15 protein-coding genes are annotated in these 17,077 nt (G+C 67.5%); 6 read left to right on the top strand and 9 right to left on the bottom strand.

The annotated features are described in order from the left end of the window. Positions 1-11: 11 nt before the first annotated feature. The 5 genes from ABFA30_RS00840 to ABFA30_RS00820 all read right to left on the bottom strand — a co-directional run bounded on the left by ABFA30_RS00840 (position 12) and on the right by ABFA30_RS00820 (position 6,268). Positions 12-812, bottom strand: a complete 801-nt coding sequence (locus ABFA30_RS00840) for an AraC family transcriptional regulator (protein WP_410045059.1) — start codon at positions 810-812, stop codon at positions 12-14. A gap of 51 nt (positions 813-863) precedes the next feature. Then, positions 864-3,089, bottom strand: a complete 2,226-nt coding sequence (locus tag ABFA30_RS00835; protein ID WP_410045058.1) for a TonB-dependent siderophore receptor — start codon at positions 3,087-3,089, stop codon at positions 864-866. 234 nt (positions 3,090-3,323) lie between these two features. Then, positions 3,324-4,790: a short-chain fatty acid transporter gene (locus tag ABFA30_RS00830; RefSeq protein ID WP_225790317.1), complete on the bottom strand. Its 1,467-nt coding sequence runs from the start codon at positions 4,788-4,790 to the stop codon at positions 3,324-3,326. 88 nt (positions 4,791-4,878) lie between these two features. Further along, a complete protein-coding gene (locus ABFA30_RS00825; RefSeq protein WP_253081077.1) occupies positions 4,879-5,535 on the bottom strand; it encodes a CoA transferase subunit B in 657 nt (218 codons plus the stop codon). Between the two features lie 34 nt (positions 5,536-5,569). After that, the gene (locus tag ABFA30_RS00820) at positions 5,570-6,268 is read right to left on the bottom strand and encodes a CoA transferase subunit A (RefSeq protein WP_225790315.1); all 699 of its coding nucleotides are present in this window, start codon (positions 6,266-6,268) and stop codon (positions 5,570-5,572) included. A 123-nt stretch (positions 6,269-6,391) separates the two neighbouring features. Between ABFA30_RS00820 and ABFA30_RS00815 the strand changes: the two genes are divergently transcribed. Both ABFA30_RS00815 and ABFA30_RS00810 read left to right on the top strand, forming a co-directional pair. Further along, complete coding sequence (locus ABFA30_RS00815) at positions 6,392-7,297, top strand: LysR family transcriptional regulator (protein WP_225790314.1); 906 nt, start codon at positions 6,392-6,394, stop codon at positions 7,295-7,297. Further along, positions 7,285-8,106 carry an aldo/keto reductase gene (locus tag ABFA30_RS00810; RefSeq protein ID WP_225790313.1) on the top strand — a complete coding sequence of 274 codons (822 nt, stop codon included), beginning with the start codon at positions 7,285-7,287 and terminating at the stop codon, positions 8,104-8,106. Before ABFA30_RS00815 ends, ABFA30_RS00810 begins: the two co-directional genes overlap by 13 nt. A gap of 76 nt (positions 8,107-8,182) precedes the next feature. On the opposite strand, the gene ABFA30_RS00805 is transcribed toward ABFA30_RS00810, so the two are convergent. The 4 genes from ABFA30_RS00805 to lexA are packed head-to-tail and all read right to left on the bottom strand — an operon-like array spanning position 8,183 to position 13,923. Next, positions 8,183-11,263, bottom strand: coding sequence for an error-prone DNA polymerase (locus ABFA30_RS00805; protein ID WP_410045057.1), 3,081 nt, complete (start codon positions 11,261-11,263; stop codon positions 8,183-8,185). Beyond that, the gene (locus tag ABFA30_RS00800; RefSeq protein ID WP_410045056.1) at positions 11,260-12,678 is read right to left on the bottom strand and encodes a Y-family DNA polymerase; all 1,419 of its coding nucleotides are present in this window, start codon (positions 12,676-12,678) and stop codon (positions 11,260-11,262) included. The genes ABFA30_RS00805 and ABFA30_RS00800 overlap by 4 nt, the downstream gene beginning before the upstream one ends. 7 nt (positions 12,679-12,685) lie before the next feature. Next, entirely contained in the window at positions 12,686-13,306 is a 621-nt protein-coding gene (gene imuA / locus ABFA30_RS00795; RefSeq protein ID WP_225790310.1) for a translesion DNA synthesis-associated protein ImuA, read from the bottom strand. Further along, positions 13,306-13,923 (bottom strand): transcriptional repressor LexA, encoded by a 618-nt coding sequence (lexA, locus tag ABFA30_RS00790; protein WP_368816179.1) that lies wholly within the window; start codon positions 13,921-13,923, stop codon positions 13,306-13,308. The genes imuA and lexA overlap by 1 nt, the downstream gene beginning before the upstream one ends. Before the next feature lie 93 nt (positions 13,924-14,016). Between lexA and ABFA30_RS00785 the strand changes: the two genes are divergently transcribed. The 4 genes from ABFA30_RS00785 (at position 14,017) to ABFA30_RS00770 (ending at position 17,017) form a co-directional block, all read left to right on the top strand. Beyond that, positions 14,017-14,676 (top strand): HAD family hydrolase, encoded by a 660-nt coding sequence (locus tag ABFA30_RS00785; protein ID WP_225790308.1) that lies wholly within the window; start codon positions 14,017-14,019, stop codon positions 14,674-14,676. Between the two features lie 146 nt (positions 14,677-14,822). Continuing rightward, entirely contained in the window at positions 14,823-15,140 is a 318-nt protein-coding gene (locus ABFA30_RS00780) for a DUF2388 domain-containing protein (protein ID WP_225790307.1), read from the top strand. Between the two features lie 72 nt (positions 15,141-15,212). Next, on the top strand, positions 15,213-16,445 hold the full coding sequence (locus ABFA30_RS00775) for a M20/M25/M40 family metallo-hydrolase (protein ID WP_253102939.1): 1,233 nt from the start codon (positions 15,213-15,215) through the stop codon (positions 16,443-16,445). Positions 16,446-16,678: 233 nt separating this feature from the next. After that, positions 16,679-17,017, top strand: coding sequence for a hypothetical protein (locus ABFA30_RS00770; RefSeq protein ID WP_225790305.1), 339 nt, complete (start codon positions 16,679-16,681; stop codon positions 17,015-17,017). Positions 17,018-17,077: the final 60 nt, after the last annotated feature.

The following is a 17,077-nucleotide window of genomic DNA, read 5'->3' as shown; positions in this document are numbered from 1 at the left end:
GTGTTGGCAGACTAGTTTCGGCTGCCACTGCGATAGTGCCCCGGCGTCGCCGCCAGGTGCTGCTTGAACGCCCTCTGCAGGTGTGCCTGGTCAGCGAACCCGGCCTCCAACGCCACCTCGGCGATGGGCCGCCCCTGGCGCAGTTGGGCACGGGCATGCTGCACGCGCTGGTCCAGCAGGTAGCCATGGGGCGTCAGTCCGAAACGCTTGCCGAAGGCGCGGATCAGGTAGGCCCTGGACAAGCCAGCGGCCGCACAGATGTCCTCGAGGCTCAACGGGTCGAGACGATGGGCCCGGATGAACGCCGCCGCAGCGTCCAGGCGCGGATGCTCCGAAGTGCCGGCCCTCGCAGGCGCTGCCTCCAGGTAGCCAGGCAACGCCGCGAAGAAAGCGGCTAGCATCGCCTCCTTGCCGCTCGCCCCAGCTGCCGTGCAGCCATCGAAAAGGTCGGCGAACACCTGCAGCAACCGACCATAGAGCGCCGCCGACGTGCTCCAGGTCACCTCGAGCAGCACGAAGCCCTGCGCCTGCAACCAGGGCAGGTCGACGAACAGCATCAGGTAGGACCAGGGCATCCCGTCGATCGGGTTGCAAGTGTGCACCACACCTGGGTTCATCAGCACGGTGGTACCGGCAGCGACCTCTCGCCGGGTACCTCCCGTCAGGTAGGTGCTACGCCCACCGGTGATCACGCCGATGGAGAAGCTCTCGTGGGAATGGGCCGCATAGCAGACCTTGCGCCCATCCCCCACGCGGCGCGCCTCGACGAAGGGCAATGCCGGGTCCCGCCAGAACCGCGATACCTCGATCATCGCCTCTCCCCCTCCTCCACCGCCGCCCCCGGGAAACGCTCCGGGCCGCGGCTACAGTTGCCAGTCCAGGCTGACCATCAAGGTACGCGGTTCACCATGATAGACGCCGTTGTAGAACCCCAGGTTGTTGTAGTAATGCTCATCGAACAGGTTCTTCACGTTCAGCGAGGCCGACAGGTGCTCGTCGAAGCGGTAGCGGGCCATCAGGCCGACCACCGAGAAGGCCTTCTGGCTGATGGTATCGGCAACCGTGATGATCCTGCCATCCTCGCCACGCCCCACCGGGCGTTTCCCCGCTTTGTAGTTGCCGCTCTGCCAGTCCAGGGAGCCGCCGACCGTCAGCGCCGGGGTGAGTTGGTAGGTCGTGGCGAAGCGCACCAGGTTCAAGGGCTGTTCGGTACTCTTGCGCGAATGATCGCCCGCCGCGGCATGGGTGTAGCTGTAGCCCAGGCTCATCTGCCAGTCGGGCATGACTTCGCCGGCGATCTCGGCTTCGAAGCCCTCCACGACCACGCCCTTGCCCCCTGACTTGTAGAACACCTCGCCATTGTCTCCCGGCGGGACCGAATCGTCCTGTTCGGGGACATTGTCCTGGTTGGAGCGGTACACCGCCGTGCTCAGGTTGAGTCGTTCCTCGAGCAGGCTGCCCTTCAGGCCGACCTCGTAGACCTTGCCGACGATGGGCTCCAGGTACTTCCTGTTGACGTCGCGTACCGTCTGCGGATTGAAGATGTCGGTATAGCTGGCATAGACCGTGTACGCCTCGGTGAGGTCGTAGAGTACCCCGGCATAGGGCGTCCACTGGTCGTTCTGTGTCTGCTCGCTGGCTGGGTTTTCCGTGGCGTTGAGCGCCGCGTCGTATTCCCACGAGCGGCTTTTCGTCCGCCAACTGCCATAGCGGCTGCCCAGCACGAAGTGCAGGCGCTCGGTGGGGTTGAGCCGGGTGGCGATGTAGCCGGCCTTCTGCCGGGTGTAGTCGCGCGACTCGTCGAGCCCGGTATCGGTGTCGTAGAACTTGGGAATCGAGCCCATGTACTTCCAGTCCGGAATCTGCGTATAGCCATCCGGTAGCGGCTGGCCGACCAGGTAGGGAGAGGTGTTGCGCCGCTCCGACTCGCCGTAGCCGATCATGAAGTCATGGCTGCGCCCGAACAGCTGGTAAGGCCCGGCCAGGTTGAAGTCGATGGCATCCATCTTCTCCTCACCGGCAAAATGCGCGGTCCAGGCCGTCATGCCACTGCGATCGGCCTCGGGGAAACCGTTGCCGCCGTAGTACAGCTTGCCGTCGCTGTCGCTCTGGCGATGGGTGTAGGCGGCCTTGAGCTGCCAGTCATCACCCAAGCGCTGGTCCAGGGTGACGAACACCGTCTTGTCCTTGAGTGGCCAGGACGACCAAGGCGCGGCGAAGTTCGTCGAACGCGGCAGGTCGGCCTTGCCACCGTCGGCGTTCCAGTACGGCACCGTGCCCCAGGACGAGCCCTGCACATGTTTGTTCTGGTAGTCGTAGCCCACTGCCAGCACGGTGCTGTCGGTCAGGTCCGCCTCGAGGATGCCGTAGGCCACTTCGCGCTGGCTGGCGTACTTGTCCATGAACGACTTGCTGTCACGGTAGGCCAGCACCGTGCGCCCGCGCAGGCGCCCGTCCCAGCCCAGCGGGCCGCCGACATCCAGGTAGCTGTAGTAGTTGTCGTAGCTGCCGGCACTGACACCGGTCTTGATCGCCAGCTCGTGGGTCGGGCGCTTGCGTACCATGGCGATGGTCCCGGACGGGTCCCCCGCTCCAGTGGTCAGGCCGGTGGCGCCGCGCACCACCTCGATGCGGTCGTAGATGATGGTGTCCGAGTCCGACTTGAGCCCCGAGAAGGTGTTGAGCATCCCGTCGACCTGGAAGTTGTTGATCGCGTAGCCGCGCGAGTAGTACGTCGGCCGCTCCGAGTCGTTGCGTTGCACGGTCACGCCGGTGACGTGGGCCATGGCTTCGGACAGGGTATCGAGCTGGAAGTCGTCGAGTTGCTGGCGGGTCAGCACCGAGACCGATTGCGGAGTGTCCTTGATCGACAGGTTCAAGCGCGTGGCAGCGCTCATGCTGCCGGTGGTGTAGGACCCCGTGTGCTCCGTGGTGCTGCCCAGCCCTTGGGCGAGAATCTCGGTGGAACCGAGCTCCAATACGCCATTGTCGGGATTCGACGAGGTGTCGTCGGCCAGGGCAAGGGGGGTGATGACGGTGCTGCACAGACCCAGGGTCAGGGTCATGGAACGGCTGATGGGCGCGAACATCGCGGCCTTTCTCCTTGTTCGTTCGATGAAAGTCCTTGGCTGCCGTGAGGTGGCAGTCATGTGAAAACGAATCTCGTATGAGATTCGTTATCGAAATGTCATCGAAACGAAAAGAAAGACAGCTCCGGTCGAGGAGTCCTGGGGCTGCTTTGCAGCCCCAGGATGACAGAACCGGCATGGGTGCCGCCTCACGAAGCGGCCCCTGCGAGCGCTGCGCGCGACAACCCGCTCGCCCTACGGCATCACCGGCGCCGTGTACTGCAACGTCGTCCCCAGCGCCCACAGCAGCACCAGCACCAGCGGCACATGCACCAGCAGTTGCACGAACGAGAAACCGATCAGGTCCCGCGCCTTGAGCCCCAGCACGCCCAGCAGCGGCAGCATGTAGAACGGGTTGATCAGGTTCGGCAGGGCTTCGGCGGCATTGTAGATCTGCACCGCCCAGCCCAGGTGGTACTGCAGGTCATTGGCCACCAGCATCACGTAGGGCGCCTCGATGATCCACTTGCCACCGCCCGAGGGGATGAAGAAGCCGAGCACCGCCGAGTACACGCCCATGAGCACGGCATAGGTGTCATGCGAGGCGATCTGCACGAAGAAGGTGGAAATGTGATGGGCCAGGGTCTGTTCGTCCACGCCCTTGACCTGGGTGAGGATGGCCGCGATCGAGCCATACAGCGGGAACTGGATCAGCACGCCGGTGGTGGTCGGCACGGCACGGGCCACCGCGTCGAGGAAGCTGCGCGGGCGCCAGTGGAGCAAGGCACCGAGCATGATGAACAGGAAGTTGTAGGTGTTCAGCCCGGAGATCGCGGTGATCGCAGGCTTGGTGGCGAACTCGTGGTACAGCCAGCCGGCGGCCAGCACTACCAGCAGCAGGGTCAGCACCGGGCTGTATTCCAGCCACTCGCCAGGGCGGGTGCGTTGCGCCGGTGGGGGCGCGCTGAAGCTTGGGTCGACGCCGCAGGCCTCGGCGGTACGTGCGCTGTTCGGGCCGGGCGCGGTGGCATAGGCGACGATCAGCGAGATGATCACCAGCGCTGCCAGCATGACGCCGGACTGCCAGAGGAAAATGGTCTCGGTGAACGGGATCACCCCAGTGATGGCCAGGATCGAGGGCGGCAGGCTGGCCGGGTTGGCTTGCAGCTGCGCGGCGGACGACGACAGGCCCAGCGCCCATACCGCACCCAGGCCCAGGTAGGCGGCGGCACCCGCGGCGCGGTAGTCCATCTTCAGGTCCTGGCGGCGCGCCAGGGCGCGCACCAGCAGGCCGCCGAACACCAGCGACAAGCCCCAGTTGAGCAGCGATGCCAGCATCGAGATCAGCGCCACCCAGCACACCGCCGAGCGGCCGTTGCGTGGCAGGCGCGCCAGGCGGTCGATCAGCCGCGCCGCGGGCGGTGAACTGGCCACCACGTAACCGCCGATGACCACGAAGGCCATCTGCATGGTGAACGGGATCAGGCTCCAGAAACCATCGCCGAACGCCTTGGCGGTGTCGGTGGGCTGGGCGCCCATGGCCAGGGCGCCGAGGCACACCAGCACCACGGCCAGGGCGGCGAACACCCAGGAGTCGGGGAACCAGCGTTCGGCCCAGTTGGAGCAGCGCAGGGCAAAGCGAGCAGAGCGGCTGTCTTGGATTTCAGCGGCCACGGTTGTTTTCCTTCTTATTGGTCTTTCCTGAAACGACGAAAACCCCATCGGGGGGCGAACCCGTTCCCACAATGGATGCGTGGTCCATTGTGGGAACGGGCTCACCCTCCGATGGGGGGCTTGCCAACAACGTCCGTCAGAACGTCATTTCTTGCACATCGTCCGGCACGATCAGCTTGCCGGCGGTCTTTTCGATGATTTCCTCGATGCTCACTCCCGGTGCGGTCTCGCGCAGGATGAAGGCGCCATCCTCGATCTCGAGGTAGGCCAGGTCGGTGAGCACCTTGCGAATGCAGCCGGCGCCGGTCAGCGGCAGGCTGCAGCGCGGCAACAGCTTGGACTCGCCGTCCTTGGAGGCGTGGGTCATGGTGACGATGATGTTCTCGGCACCGGCCACCAGGTCCATGGCGCCGCCCATGCCCTTGACCAGCTTGCCGGGAATCATCCAGGACGCGATGTTGCCCTCCACGTCCACCTCGAAGGCACCGAGCACGGTGAGGTCGACGTGGCCGCCACGGATCATGGCGAAGGACTGGGCCGAGTCGAAGATCGAGGCACCGCGGCGGGCGGTGACGGTCTGCTTGCCGGCGTTGATCATGTCGGCATCGATGGTGCCCTCGGTGGGGAACTCGCCCATGCCCAGCAGGCCGTTCTCCGACTGCAGCATCACATCCATGTCGGCGGGCACGTAGTTGGCCACCAGGGTCGGGATGCCGATGCCGAGGTTGACGTAGTAACCATCCTTCAGTTCACGGGCGACGCGTTGCGCCATCTGTTCGCGGGTCAGTGCCATGGTCAGGATCTCTTTGTTGTTCTGTGGACGGCGCTCAGGCCTTGACGGTGCGCTTTTCGATGCGCTTCTCGAAGGTGCCGACGATGACCCGGTCGACATAGATGCCCGGGGTGTGGATCTCGCTGGGCAGCAGCACGCCCGGCTCGACGATCTCCTCGACCTCGACCACGGTGATCTTGCCGGCGGTGGCGGCCAGCGGGTTGAAGTTCTGCGCGGTGTTGCGGTACACCACGTTGCCGTAGTGGTCGGCCTTCCAGCCCTTGACGATGGCGAAGTCGCCGGTGATGGATTCTTCGAGGATGTACTTGCGGCCCTTGAACTCGCGCACTTCCTTGCCTTCGGCGACCGGGGTGCCGTAGCCGGTGGCGGTGTAGAAGGCCGGGATACCGGCGCCACCGGCGCGCATCTTCTCGGCCAGGGTGCCTTGCGGGGTCAGCTCGACTTCCAGCTCGCCGCTGAGCAGTTGGCGCTCGAACTCGGCGTTCTCGCCCACGTAGGAGGCGACCATCTTGCGGATCTGCCGGTCTTCCAGCAGCACGCCCAGGCCGAAGCCATCCACGCCGCAGTTGTTGGAGACCACGGTCAGGCCCTTGACGCCACGGCGCTTGATCTCGGCGATGAGGTTCTCGGGGATGCCGCACAGGCCGAAACCGCCGGCCAGTACCGTCATGTTGTCGGTCAGGCCTTCGAGGGCCTGTTCATAGGTTGCTACGCGCTTGTCCAGTCCGGCCATGCTGATTCGCCCTGTTGTAGTTGTTGAAGTGCATGTGTGGGCATCTTCACCGCTGGCGACTGATTTGTTAATTTTGTTTTAATCATCGATTGATAATTTTTCCAAAACAAAACCGAGCCTGCCATGAACGTCAAGCAACTGCGCGCCTTCGTCACCGTGGCCAAGTACAAGAGCTTCGCCCAGGCCGGCGAGCACCTGCACGTCTCGCAACCGGCCCTGAGCCTGACCATCAAGGCCCTGGAGGACAACCTCGGCGGCGCCCTGCTCACCCGCACCACCCGCAGCGTCAGCCTGACACCCGAGGGCGAGGTGCTGCTGCCCCTGGCGCGGCGCCTGCTGGCCGACTGGGACGACACCGAGGAGATGCTGCGCCAGCGCTTCACCCTGCAACTGGGCCGGGTCGCGGTGGCGGCCATGCCGGCCTTCGCCGGCAACCTGCTGCCCCAGTCGCTCAAGGTATTCCGCCAGCGCTACCCGCGGGTCAACGTCACCGTGCACGACGTGATCAACGAACAGGTGCTGGAGCTGGTGCGCCATCGCCGCGTCGAACTGGGCATCGGCTTCGAACCGGAAGGCAGCGACGCCCTGCGCTTCCACCCGCTGTACCTGGACCGTTTCGTCGCCGTGGTGCCCGCCGACTCGCCCCTGGCCGGGCAGCGGCAAGTGACCTGGCGCGAACTGCTGGCCGAGGACTTCATCGCCCTGCAACGCCCCTCGGCGGTACGCCTGCTGCTGGAGCAGCACCTGGCGGCCGAGCATGGCAAACTGGCGGTGGCCTTCGAGAGCCACCAGTTGTCGACCATCGGTCGCATGGTCGCCAACGGCCTGGGCGTCAGCGCCGTGCCAGCGCTGTGCATCGGCCAGATGCAGGAGCTCGGTGCCCGCTGCGTACCACTGGTCGAGCCCAGCGTGGAGCGACGCATCGGGGTCATCGCCCTGAGCGACCATAAGCTCTCCACCGCAGCCCAGGCGCTGCTCGAGGTATTGCTTTCCCACACCCGACCACAGGAGGTGACATGCGTTTCGTGAAACTGGCAGGCGCCACGGTTCCGGCCATTGGCCAGGGCACCTGGTACATGGGCGAAGACCCAGGCAACCGGGCGGCCGAGGTGGCCGCCCTGCAGCAGGGTATCGAACTGGGCCTGAGCCTGATCGACACGGCCGAGATGTACGCCGAGGGTGGCGCCGAGCAGGTGGTCGGCCAGGCCATCGCCGGGCGCCGCGACCAGGTGTTCCTGGTCAGCAAGGTCTATCCGCACAACGCCAGCCGCCGTGGCCTGCCCGCCGCCTGCGAGCGCAGCCTGGCGCGCCTGGGTACCGACTGCATCGACCTGTACCTGCTGCACTGGCGCGGCCAGTACCCGCTGGAGGAAACCGTCGAGGCCTTCGAGCGCCTGCGCGAGCAAGGCAAGATCCGCCGCTGGGGCGTCTCCAACTTCGATGTCGACGACTTGCGCGAACTGCACAATCCCGACTGCGCCACCAACCAGGTGCTGTACAACCCGGCCCAACGCGGCATCGAGTTCGACCTGCTGCCCTGGAGCCAGGCGCGCCAACTGCCGACCATGGCCTACTGCCCCTTGGCCCAGGCCGGGCGCTTGTTGCAGCACCCGGTGCTGGCCGAGATCGGCGAGCGCCACGGGGCGACCCCGGCCCAGGTCAGCCTGGCCTGGGTGACGCGCAACGACGGGGTGATCGCCATACCCAAGGCGGTGGCGCCGGCGCATGTGCAACTCAATGCCGCGGCGGGAAGCCTGGTGTTGACCAGCGAGGACCTGCGGGCGATCGACCGGGCGTTTCCGGCGCCTACGCGCAAGCAGCGGTTGGCGATGGTCTGAAGGCTACCAAGGGGGGCGGGCCTGCCCGCGAATAAGCCAGCCCTGACACCCTGAAAAGCGAGCAATGTCGCTTGCCCTAATGGAAATCCCGACTGCGCACATCCAGCCCCTGCAACAAGGGGCTGATGTCCTCCAGCCGTCGGGCGACCAGGTGCCTGACGCCACTCTCTTGCTCCAGCCGCCCACTCACCTTGAGCAACTGCGCCCCCACCAGCGCCCTGCGCTGGCGTTCGGCCAGGTCGCGCCAGACCACCACATTGACCATCCCGTGTTCGTCCTCGAGGGTGACGAAGGTCACCCCGCTGGCGGTCTGTGGCCGCTGCCTGCCCACCACCAGCCCGGCCACGGCGATGCTGTCGCCATGCCCGACCCCGGCCAGTTCGCCGGAACTGCGACAGCCCAACGCCCGCAAGCGGGAGCGCAGCAGGGCCAGCGGATGCGGCCCCAGGGTAGTGCCCAGGGTGGCGTAGTCGGCAAGCAGGTCCTCGCCCAACGTCGGCGCCGGCAATGCCACCGGCGCTTCCGGCGTGGCCTGCACACTTGCGAACAACGGCAGTTGCGCCTGCACCGCCGCCACCTGCCAGCGTGCCTGGTGCCGGTTACGGGCCAGCGTGCGCAGGGCACCGGCATCGGCCAGGCGGGCACGGGCGCGCCCGTCCAGGCCAGCGCGCAGGCACAGGTCCTCGATGTCCCGCCAGGGCCGCTGCGCCCGCGCCTGCTCCAGGCGCCGGGCGTCGGCCTCGTTGAAACCGCGCACCTGGCGCAGCCCGAGGCGGATCGCCAGCGCCCCCTGCCCCATCGGCTCCAGGGTGCAGTCCCACTCGCTGTGGCACACATCCACCGGCCGCACCTCGACACCCTGGCGACGCGCCTCCTGCAACAACTGGTCGGGGCTGTAGAACCCCATGGGCCAGCTGTTGACCAGGGCACAGGTGAAGATCGCCGGCTCGTGGCACTTGAGCCAACTGCTGGCGTAGCACAACAAGGCGAAGCTGGCGGCATGGGACTCAGGAAAGCCATAGCTGCCGAACCCCTTGATCTGCTCGAAGATGCGTTCGGCGAAGGCCTGGTCGTAGCCGTTGCGCAGCATGCCGCGGACCAGCCGCTCGCGGTGCGGCTCCAAGCCGCCATGGCGCTTCCAGGCGGCCATGCTGCGACGCAACTGGTCGGCCTCGCCGGGGCTGTAGTCGGCAGCGACCATGGCCAGCTCCATCACCTGCTCCTGGAACAGCGGCACGCCCAGGGTCCGCTTGAACACCGCCTTCAGCGCCGGCGTCGGGTAGCTGATCGGCTCCTGCCCCAGGCGCCGGCGCAGGAAGGGATGGACCATATCGCCCTGGATCGGCCCCGGGCGGACGATGGCCACCTCGATCACCAGGTCGTAGAACGTCTGTGGCCTGAGCCGGGGCAACATGGCCATCTGCGCCCGCGACTCGATCTGGAACACGCCCATGGTCTCGGCACGGCTGATCATGGCGTAGGTGGCCGGATCGTCGGCCGGGATGGTCGCCAGGCTCAGGTGCCGGTCACGGTGCCGGGCCATCAGGTCGAAGCAGCGCCGTAGCGCGCTGAGCATGCCCAGGGCGAGCACGTCGACCTTGAGCAGGCCGACCAGGTCGAGGTCGTCCTTGTCCCACTGGATCACCGTGCGCTCCGGCATGGCGGCGTTCTCCACCGGCACCAGGCGGTCCAGCGGCTGTTCGGAGATGACGAAGCCCCCAGGGTGCTGGGACAGGTGCCGGGGAAACCCGATCAGCTCGCCGGCCAGCACCAGGATGCGCCGCAGCGACGGGCTCTGCGCCTCGAAGCCAGCCTCGGCCAGGCGCTGCGCATCGGGGATGCGGTCGCTCCAGCGCCCGCAGCACTTGGCCAGGGCATCCACCTGGTCGGCCGGCAGCCCCAGCGCCCGGGCCACGTCGCGCACCGCACCGGCGGCGTGGTAGGTGTTGACCACCGCGGTGAGTGCGGCCCGGTGCCGGCCATAGCGACGGAACACGTACTGGATCACCTCTTCGCGGCGGTCGTGCTCGAAGTCCACGTCGATGTCTGGCGGCTCGTTGCGCTCGCGGGACAGGAAGCGCTCGAACAGCAGCCGGTGCTGCATGGGGTCCAGCTCGGTGATGCCCAGCACGAAGCACACCACCGAGTTGGCGGCCGAGCCCCGGCCCTGGCAGAGGATGCCCTGCTGCCGGGCGAAGTCGACGATGTCGTGGACGGTGAGAAAATAACTTTCGTAGCCCAGCTCCTCGATCAGAGCCAGCTCCCTGGCCAGGGTCTTGCGCACCTTGGCGCTCGGCCCCTGGGGCCAGCGCTCGGGCAAGCGTTGCTCGCACAACTGGCGCAGCCAACTGGCCGGGGTGTGACCCTGCGGGACCAGCTCACGGGGATACTGGTACTTCAGCTCGCCCAGGTCGAAACGACAGCGCCCGGCGATGGCCAGGGTCTCGGCCAGCAGGTCGGCCGGGTACAGCTCGGCCAACTGCTCGCGCGAGCGCAGGTGGCGCTCGCCATTGGGGAACAGGTAGCGGCCGGCCTCGGCCACGCTGCAGTGCTGGCGGATCGCGGTCATGCAATCCTGCAGGGCCCGGCGGCCACGCACATGCATGTGCACGTCGCCACAGGCCACCGCACGGATCCCCAACTGCCCGGCCAGGGCACGCAGGCGCTGCAAGCGGCCGGCATCGTCGCTGCCCCGGTGCAGGTGCACCCCCAGCCACAGACGCTCGCCGAACAGGCTCTTGAGCCATTGCCCAGGCGCCGCATCGCTCGGTTCATCGGCGATCCACAGCGCCAGCAAGCCTTGGCAATGGGCCTGCAGGTCCTCGGCCAGGAGCTGGTAGTCGCCCTTTTCCGCCCGCCGCCGCGCCTGGGTGATCAAGGCGCAGAGGTTCTGGTAGCCGCCCAGGTCCTCGACCAGCAGGACCAGCCTTGGCCCCTGGTGCACGCGCACCTCGCTGCCGACGATCAAATGCAGTGGGTGTTGCCGAGCAGCCTGCCAGGCACGAACGATGCCAGCCAGAGTGCATTCGTCGGTGATGGCCAGGGCCTGGTAGCCCTGCTCATGGGCCCGCTTGAACAGCTCGTCGGCGCTGGAGGCACCGCGCTGGAAGCTGAAGTTCGACAGGCAGTGCAGCTCCGCGTAGGCCGGTGCGCTCATGCGAACCAGCCCTGCAGCCACAGCGGGCCGGGCCGGGCCAGGTCGTGGTAGGCCCAACCGCGCAAACCATCGCGGGTCTCGATGCAGTAGTAGTCGCGACGCACATCGCCGCCGTCCCACCAGCCCGACTCGATGCGCTCGGCCTGGCCCAGCAGGCGCAGGCCGGCCTGCGGCAACACCTGGGGTTCGGCCAGCAGCCAACCGGGGCGGCTGCCAGGCGCGACCGTCACGGCCCCCTGGGCGCCCTGCTCTGCCAGCTGCCAGGCGCATTCGGGGCGCGGGTCGGCTTCGGCGCGCAGGCCCTTGACCGCTTCGTCGCCCAGCCGCGCCCGCAGGCGTTCGCGCAATTGCTCCCACGGCTGGGCCTGCTGCGCCCGGGGTTCGAACAGCGCCCGATGCTGGGGCACGAAGGGCGGCAGGTCCTCGGCCAGCAGGCGCAGGTTGCGCACCGGCGCCGGGATGCGCAGCGGTTCGAGGCGACCACGGGCCAACTCGAACAGCATCGCGGCATCGCGCTCGGCCGCCAGCAGGCCGACCTTGAGCCGGGTGTCCGGCCCGTCGGCATGCTCCAGGTACAGCTCGAAGCGTTGCACCCCGCAATCGCGGCCGGCAAGAAACGCGGCCAGGTCGTTGACCAAGCGGCGCAAGGGAAACAACAGGGCCTGGTGCGACTCGACGTCGAAGTTCAGCTCCAGGCGTGCCTCGAAGCGGTCCGGCGGGCGATGGAAGTCCAGCCCCAGGCTGCGCAGGCCGAGCAACTGGTCCAGGTGCAATTGCACGTCGGCGGCAAAACGCCTGGCCAGGGCATCGCGTGGCAACGCCAGGACCTCGCCGAGCCGGCGCAGGCCCATGCGGGCGAACGCCTCGGCCGCCTCCGTGGGCAGGCCGACCCGCCCGACCGGCATGCTGGCCAGGGCCGCGCGGGTCTCTTCGGGGCGGGTCACGGCCAGGCCATCGTGGCCGTTGGCGAGCATGCGCGCCGCCACCGGGTTGGTCGCCAGGACGATGCGCTGGCGCAGCCCCAGGGCGCCCAGCTCCTGACGCAGGCGCGCCTCGAACGAAGGCCAGGGGCCGAACAGTTGCAGGCTGGAGCCAACCTCCAGGAGCAAGGCACGCGGGTAATGCAGGCTGACCTGGCCGCTGAAACGGTAGGCCCAGGCCGCCAACAGCTGCTGCACCTGCTCGATGCGTGCCGGGTCTGTCTCGACGCAGGCGAAACCATCGGCCAGGGCTCGGGCGGCGGTCAAGGTCTGCCCGGCACGCAAGCCGAGCCTGGCGGCCGCCGCATTGACCGCCTGCAGTACCCGCCGCTGGGACGGTCCCGCGATCAGCACCAGCGGCGAATCGGGGTCGTCGCGCTCGCGCAGGACGGTGTCCAACGCCAGTTGGGGGAAGAGGATACAGGCCCAGAGCATGGCGCCGTCACCTCCACTGCGGGCAGGCGATCGGCATGACCGGTGGCAGGCCGCCCCGGCACTTGAGCACTCGCCACTGAGGCGGCCGGGCGTCGATGGCGATGCGCAGTGCCGCTGGCGAGGGATTGTGCGCGGCCTGTTGCGGCCTGCAGGCGAAGGCCAGGGCCTGACCAGCCTCGGCAGCCACCTGCAGGCGGCGCAAGGCGCGGTCGTCGGCACGCTCGGGCCAGCACAGCACCGCCGCGCAGTTGCCGGAGCGCAGGCACTGCTCGGCCGCCCACAAGGCATCGGCCTGCCGCGCCTGCACCTGGACCACCCCGCGCAGGTCCACCCCTGCCGCCTGCCAGGCCGGTGCATAGGGGATGAAGGGCGGGCCCACCAGCACCACCCGGCCGCCTTCGCCGGTCAAGCGTGCAAGGCTCGGCCAGAGCAACTGCAGTTCGCCACACCCAGGGCTGGCCAACAGCAATTCGCTGAGCGCCGCCGCCGGCCAGCCACCTTCGGGCAACCGCTCGTCTAGCGAGGCATGGCCGGTGGGCTGCTGGCCGAGTGGGCGCGCCTGGGCCTGGCGACCGCGCCATACCCGACGCTGGTCGAGCAACCTGTCGAGATCGACCACCGCGCCCATCAGTCGCGCCTCAGCAAGCCGCAGAACACGCCTTCGATGAAGAACTCCCGGCCCGGCGCCACCTCGATCGGCGCATAGGCCGGATTGCGCGGCAACAGGCGGTAGCCGCCGGGCACGCGCTGCAGGCGCTTGATGGTCACCTCGCCGTCCAGCCGGGCGACCACGACCTGGCCGTCGCGTGCCTCGGCCTGCTGGCGGATACCGACCAGGTCACCGTCGAAGATGCCGTCGTCGATCATCGAGTCGCCACGCACCTTGAGCAAGTAGTCGGGGGTACGGCGGAACAGGCTGGGGTCGAGCAACAACTGCTCGTGGATGCCCAGGTCGGGGCCGATCGGCGCACCGGCCGCTACCTGGCCGAGCACGGGCACTTCCAGGATCTCGGGGCGACGCAGGGGCTCGGCCAGGCGAATGCCACGCGCCTGGTTGGGCGTGACCTCGATGAAGCCGGCCTGGCACAGGGCGGTGATGTGCTTGCGCGCCACGCTACGCGAGGCGAAACCGAAACGCTGCGCGATGTCGGCCAGGCTCGGCGGCTGGCCGTGGTCGGCGATGCGTTCGCGGATGAACTCGAGGATGGCGCGGCGTTTGGGGGGCATGTTGTCCATGGAGTACATTTGTACTCTTTTCGTGAAACGGTGAACAGCCCCCTTCGTCGTCGGCTTTGACTATCATGCCCAGCATTGACGTTTTCCCCGCCAGGATGCCCGATGCTGACCGCCCTGCTGTTCGACCTCGATGGAACCCTCACCGACACCGACACCTTGCATCTGCAGGCTTTCCGCCAGTTGCTGCGCGAGCACGACGGCCGCGAGTTGAGCCAGGCGCAGTTCGATGCCCAGGTCAGCGGCCGGGCCAATGGCGCGCTGTTCGCCGAGCTGTTCCCCACGGCCAGCGCCGAGCTGCGCCAAGCCCTGGCCGAGCGCAAGGAGGCGCTGTTCCGCGAATTGTCCCCACGCCTCGAGCCCATGCCGGGGCTTGCCCGCCTGCTGGAGTATGCGCAGGTGCGCAGCATCGGCATGTGCGTGGTGACCAATGCGCCGAGGCTCAACGCCGAGCACATGCTGGCGGCCATGGGCCTGCAGGGCCGCTTCAGGCATGTGCTAGTGGCCGAGGAACTGCTGCGCCCCAAGCCCGACCCCCTGCCTTACCTGACCGGCCTGCAGCGCCTGGACGCCAAGGCCGGCCAGGCCCTGGCCTTCGAGGACTCGCTGCCGGGCGTCAAGGCCGCCAGCGGGGCCGGGATCTTCACCGTGGGCATCGCCACCAGCCAATCCAGCGAGCGCCTGCTCGCCGCCGGGGCGCAACTGGTGATCGAGGACTTCAATGATCCACGGCTGTGGGCCTTGATCGAGGGGATGGAGGGCTGAGGCCGGCTGAAGCGGTATTGGGGCTGCTGCGCAGCCCCAGCACCCCCTGGCCTGGCGAAACGCCAAAGGGAACTCCGACGCCCCTGCCCCGCTCATAATTGCATGCAGTAAATTCCTTGGGCTTCACCCGTTCCGGAGGTCTTGCCATGCGCCACTTACTGCTCGTCCCTTCGCTGCTGCTCCTGCTGCCCGCAGGCTCGGCCCTGGCCCGTGTGGACGCGGGCGATGTCGCCACCTCGGCGGGGATCTCCGCCTCGCTGTACTCGACCTTCAAGGACGACAAACGGATCATTCCCGCCCGCGACGAGCTGTCGGCCTTCATCGCCAGCGGCGGCGCCATCCGCGGTGCCTACGTGGAATCGGCACTGGAGCAGGCACGCAAGGCCAACCCGGGCCTGCAGGCCAGCGACGAGGAACTGGCCAAGGCGCTGCTGGCGCAGGACGGCCCGCTGAGCGATCAATAATGCCTGGCCAAGGCCAGGCCAGGGTCTAGGCTGAACCTGGCAACAAGACCATACAATCAAGGATCGAGGCCCATGCCACTATCACGCCCACCCCTGAGCCTGGCGCTTGCCCTGTGCGTCGCCTGCACCGGCGCCATCGCCGCCGAACCCTCCGCCCAGGACCTGCTCAAGCAGGCCCAGGCCGAACAACCTGCCTACCTGGATACCCTCAAGCATCTGGTCTCGGTCGATACCGGCACAGGCACCGAGCCCGGCCTGACCGAGATAGGTGCCGAGCTGGCCAAGCGCCTGAGCGCCCTGGGTGCCACCGTCGAGACCCACCCGGCCAAGCCCTCGGTGGGCGACAACATCGTCGGCACCTTCAAGGGCAACGGCAGCAAAGACTTCCTGCTGATGGTCCACTACGACACGGTGTTCGGGCCCGGCACGGCGGCCAAGCGGCCGTTTCGCATCGAGGGCGAGCGTGCCTACGGGCCCGGCGTCGCCGATGCCAAGGGCGGCGTGGCGATGATCCTGCATGCGCTCAAGCTCCTGCAGGAGCAACAGTTCAAGGGCTACCGCACCCTCACCGTGCTGTTCAACCCGGACGAGGAAATGGGCTCGGCCGGCTCGAAGCAGATCATCGCCGAGCTGGCACGCAAGCATGACTACGTCTTCTCCTACGAACCGCCAGACAAGGACGCCGTAACCGTCGCCACCAACGGCATCAACCGCCTGAAGCTGGAGGTCAAGGGCCGCTCCTCCCATGCCGGCTCCGCGCCCGAGCAAGGCCGCAACGCCCTGACGGAACTGGCGCACCAGCTCCTGCAACTCAAGGACCTGGGCGACGCCAGCAAAGGCACCACGGTGAACTGGACCCTGGCCAAGGCTGGCGAAAAGGCCAACATCATCCCCAACCTGGCCACCGCCGAGGCGGACATGCGCTACTCGGACCTGGGCGAAACCGAACGGGTGGCGGCCGACGCCTCGCGCATCGCGCAAAAGCGGCTGATCGAGGACACCCAGGCCACCGTCACCCTGGAGAAGGGCCGCCCACCCCTGGCCCGCAACGAGGGCTCCAGCCAGCTCGCCGAAACCGCCCGCGAGCTGTATGGCCAGGTCGACCGCAGCCTCGAACCTATCGCCATGCGCTTTGGCACCGATGCCGGCTACGCCTATGTGCCAGGCAGTGCCAAACCGGCGGTGCTGGAAACCATGGGCGTGGTCGGCGCCGGGCTGCATGCCGACGACGAGTACATCGAACTGACCAGCATCGCGCCACGACTGTACCTGACGGTGGCAATGATCAGGCGGTTGGCGCAGTAGAAAAGTGTCTCGCCAGCCGGCCCCGCCTCCCGACCTGAACGCCAGGGCTGGTCTTGATCAGCATCAAGGCCGGCCCTGGCGTTCGCCTGGTAGCTTCCGAAATTTCCCAAGCCATGTAGGGAAGCGTCTTACTTGTCGCTACAGCTCAACGAAAACATGATCCGCCCTGGATGGCGTCGCGACCGCAGCAAGCGGCCCGGCGCGAGCCCACTTTCCAGAGGAGGCCTCCCGCCATGCATTCATACTGCCGCTGCGCCGCCGAGCTGCGCGATGCCCTGCGCCAGCTCCTGGCCCATGAGGTGAACAACCCCGACGACGACCCGCACCTCTCCGGCGTGATGTTCTTCTGCGCCACCGACGAACGTACGCGCCAGTTGATCGAGCGCATCGAGCTGCTGGCCAGCGAGATCTTCTTCGACCCCAGTGGCCGGGCCATCCCCGAACGCATGCGCGCCGCCGCCGTCGACGGCGTGCGCATCAAGCAAAAACGCAAGGCACCGGCCGACGAGACGGTGATCCGCATCGCCCTGCCCGAGAAGGGCTACATCACGGTCAGCACGGCACGCTTCTGACGCCATTGCCAGCGGGCTCGCGGGGTTTGTGCTTGCAGCGTGCGGCACAAGGCTCGAAGC

Origin of the sequence: Pseudomonas sp. HLMP, assembly GCF_046365545.1 — a bacterium.
Lineage (GTDB): Bacteria > Pseudomonadota > Gammaproteobacteria > Pseudomonadales > Pseudomonadaceae > Aquipseudomonas > Aquipseudomonas guariconensis_B.
This window is presented reverse-complemented; position numbering and strand designations above follow the sequence as displayed.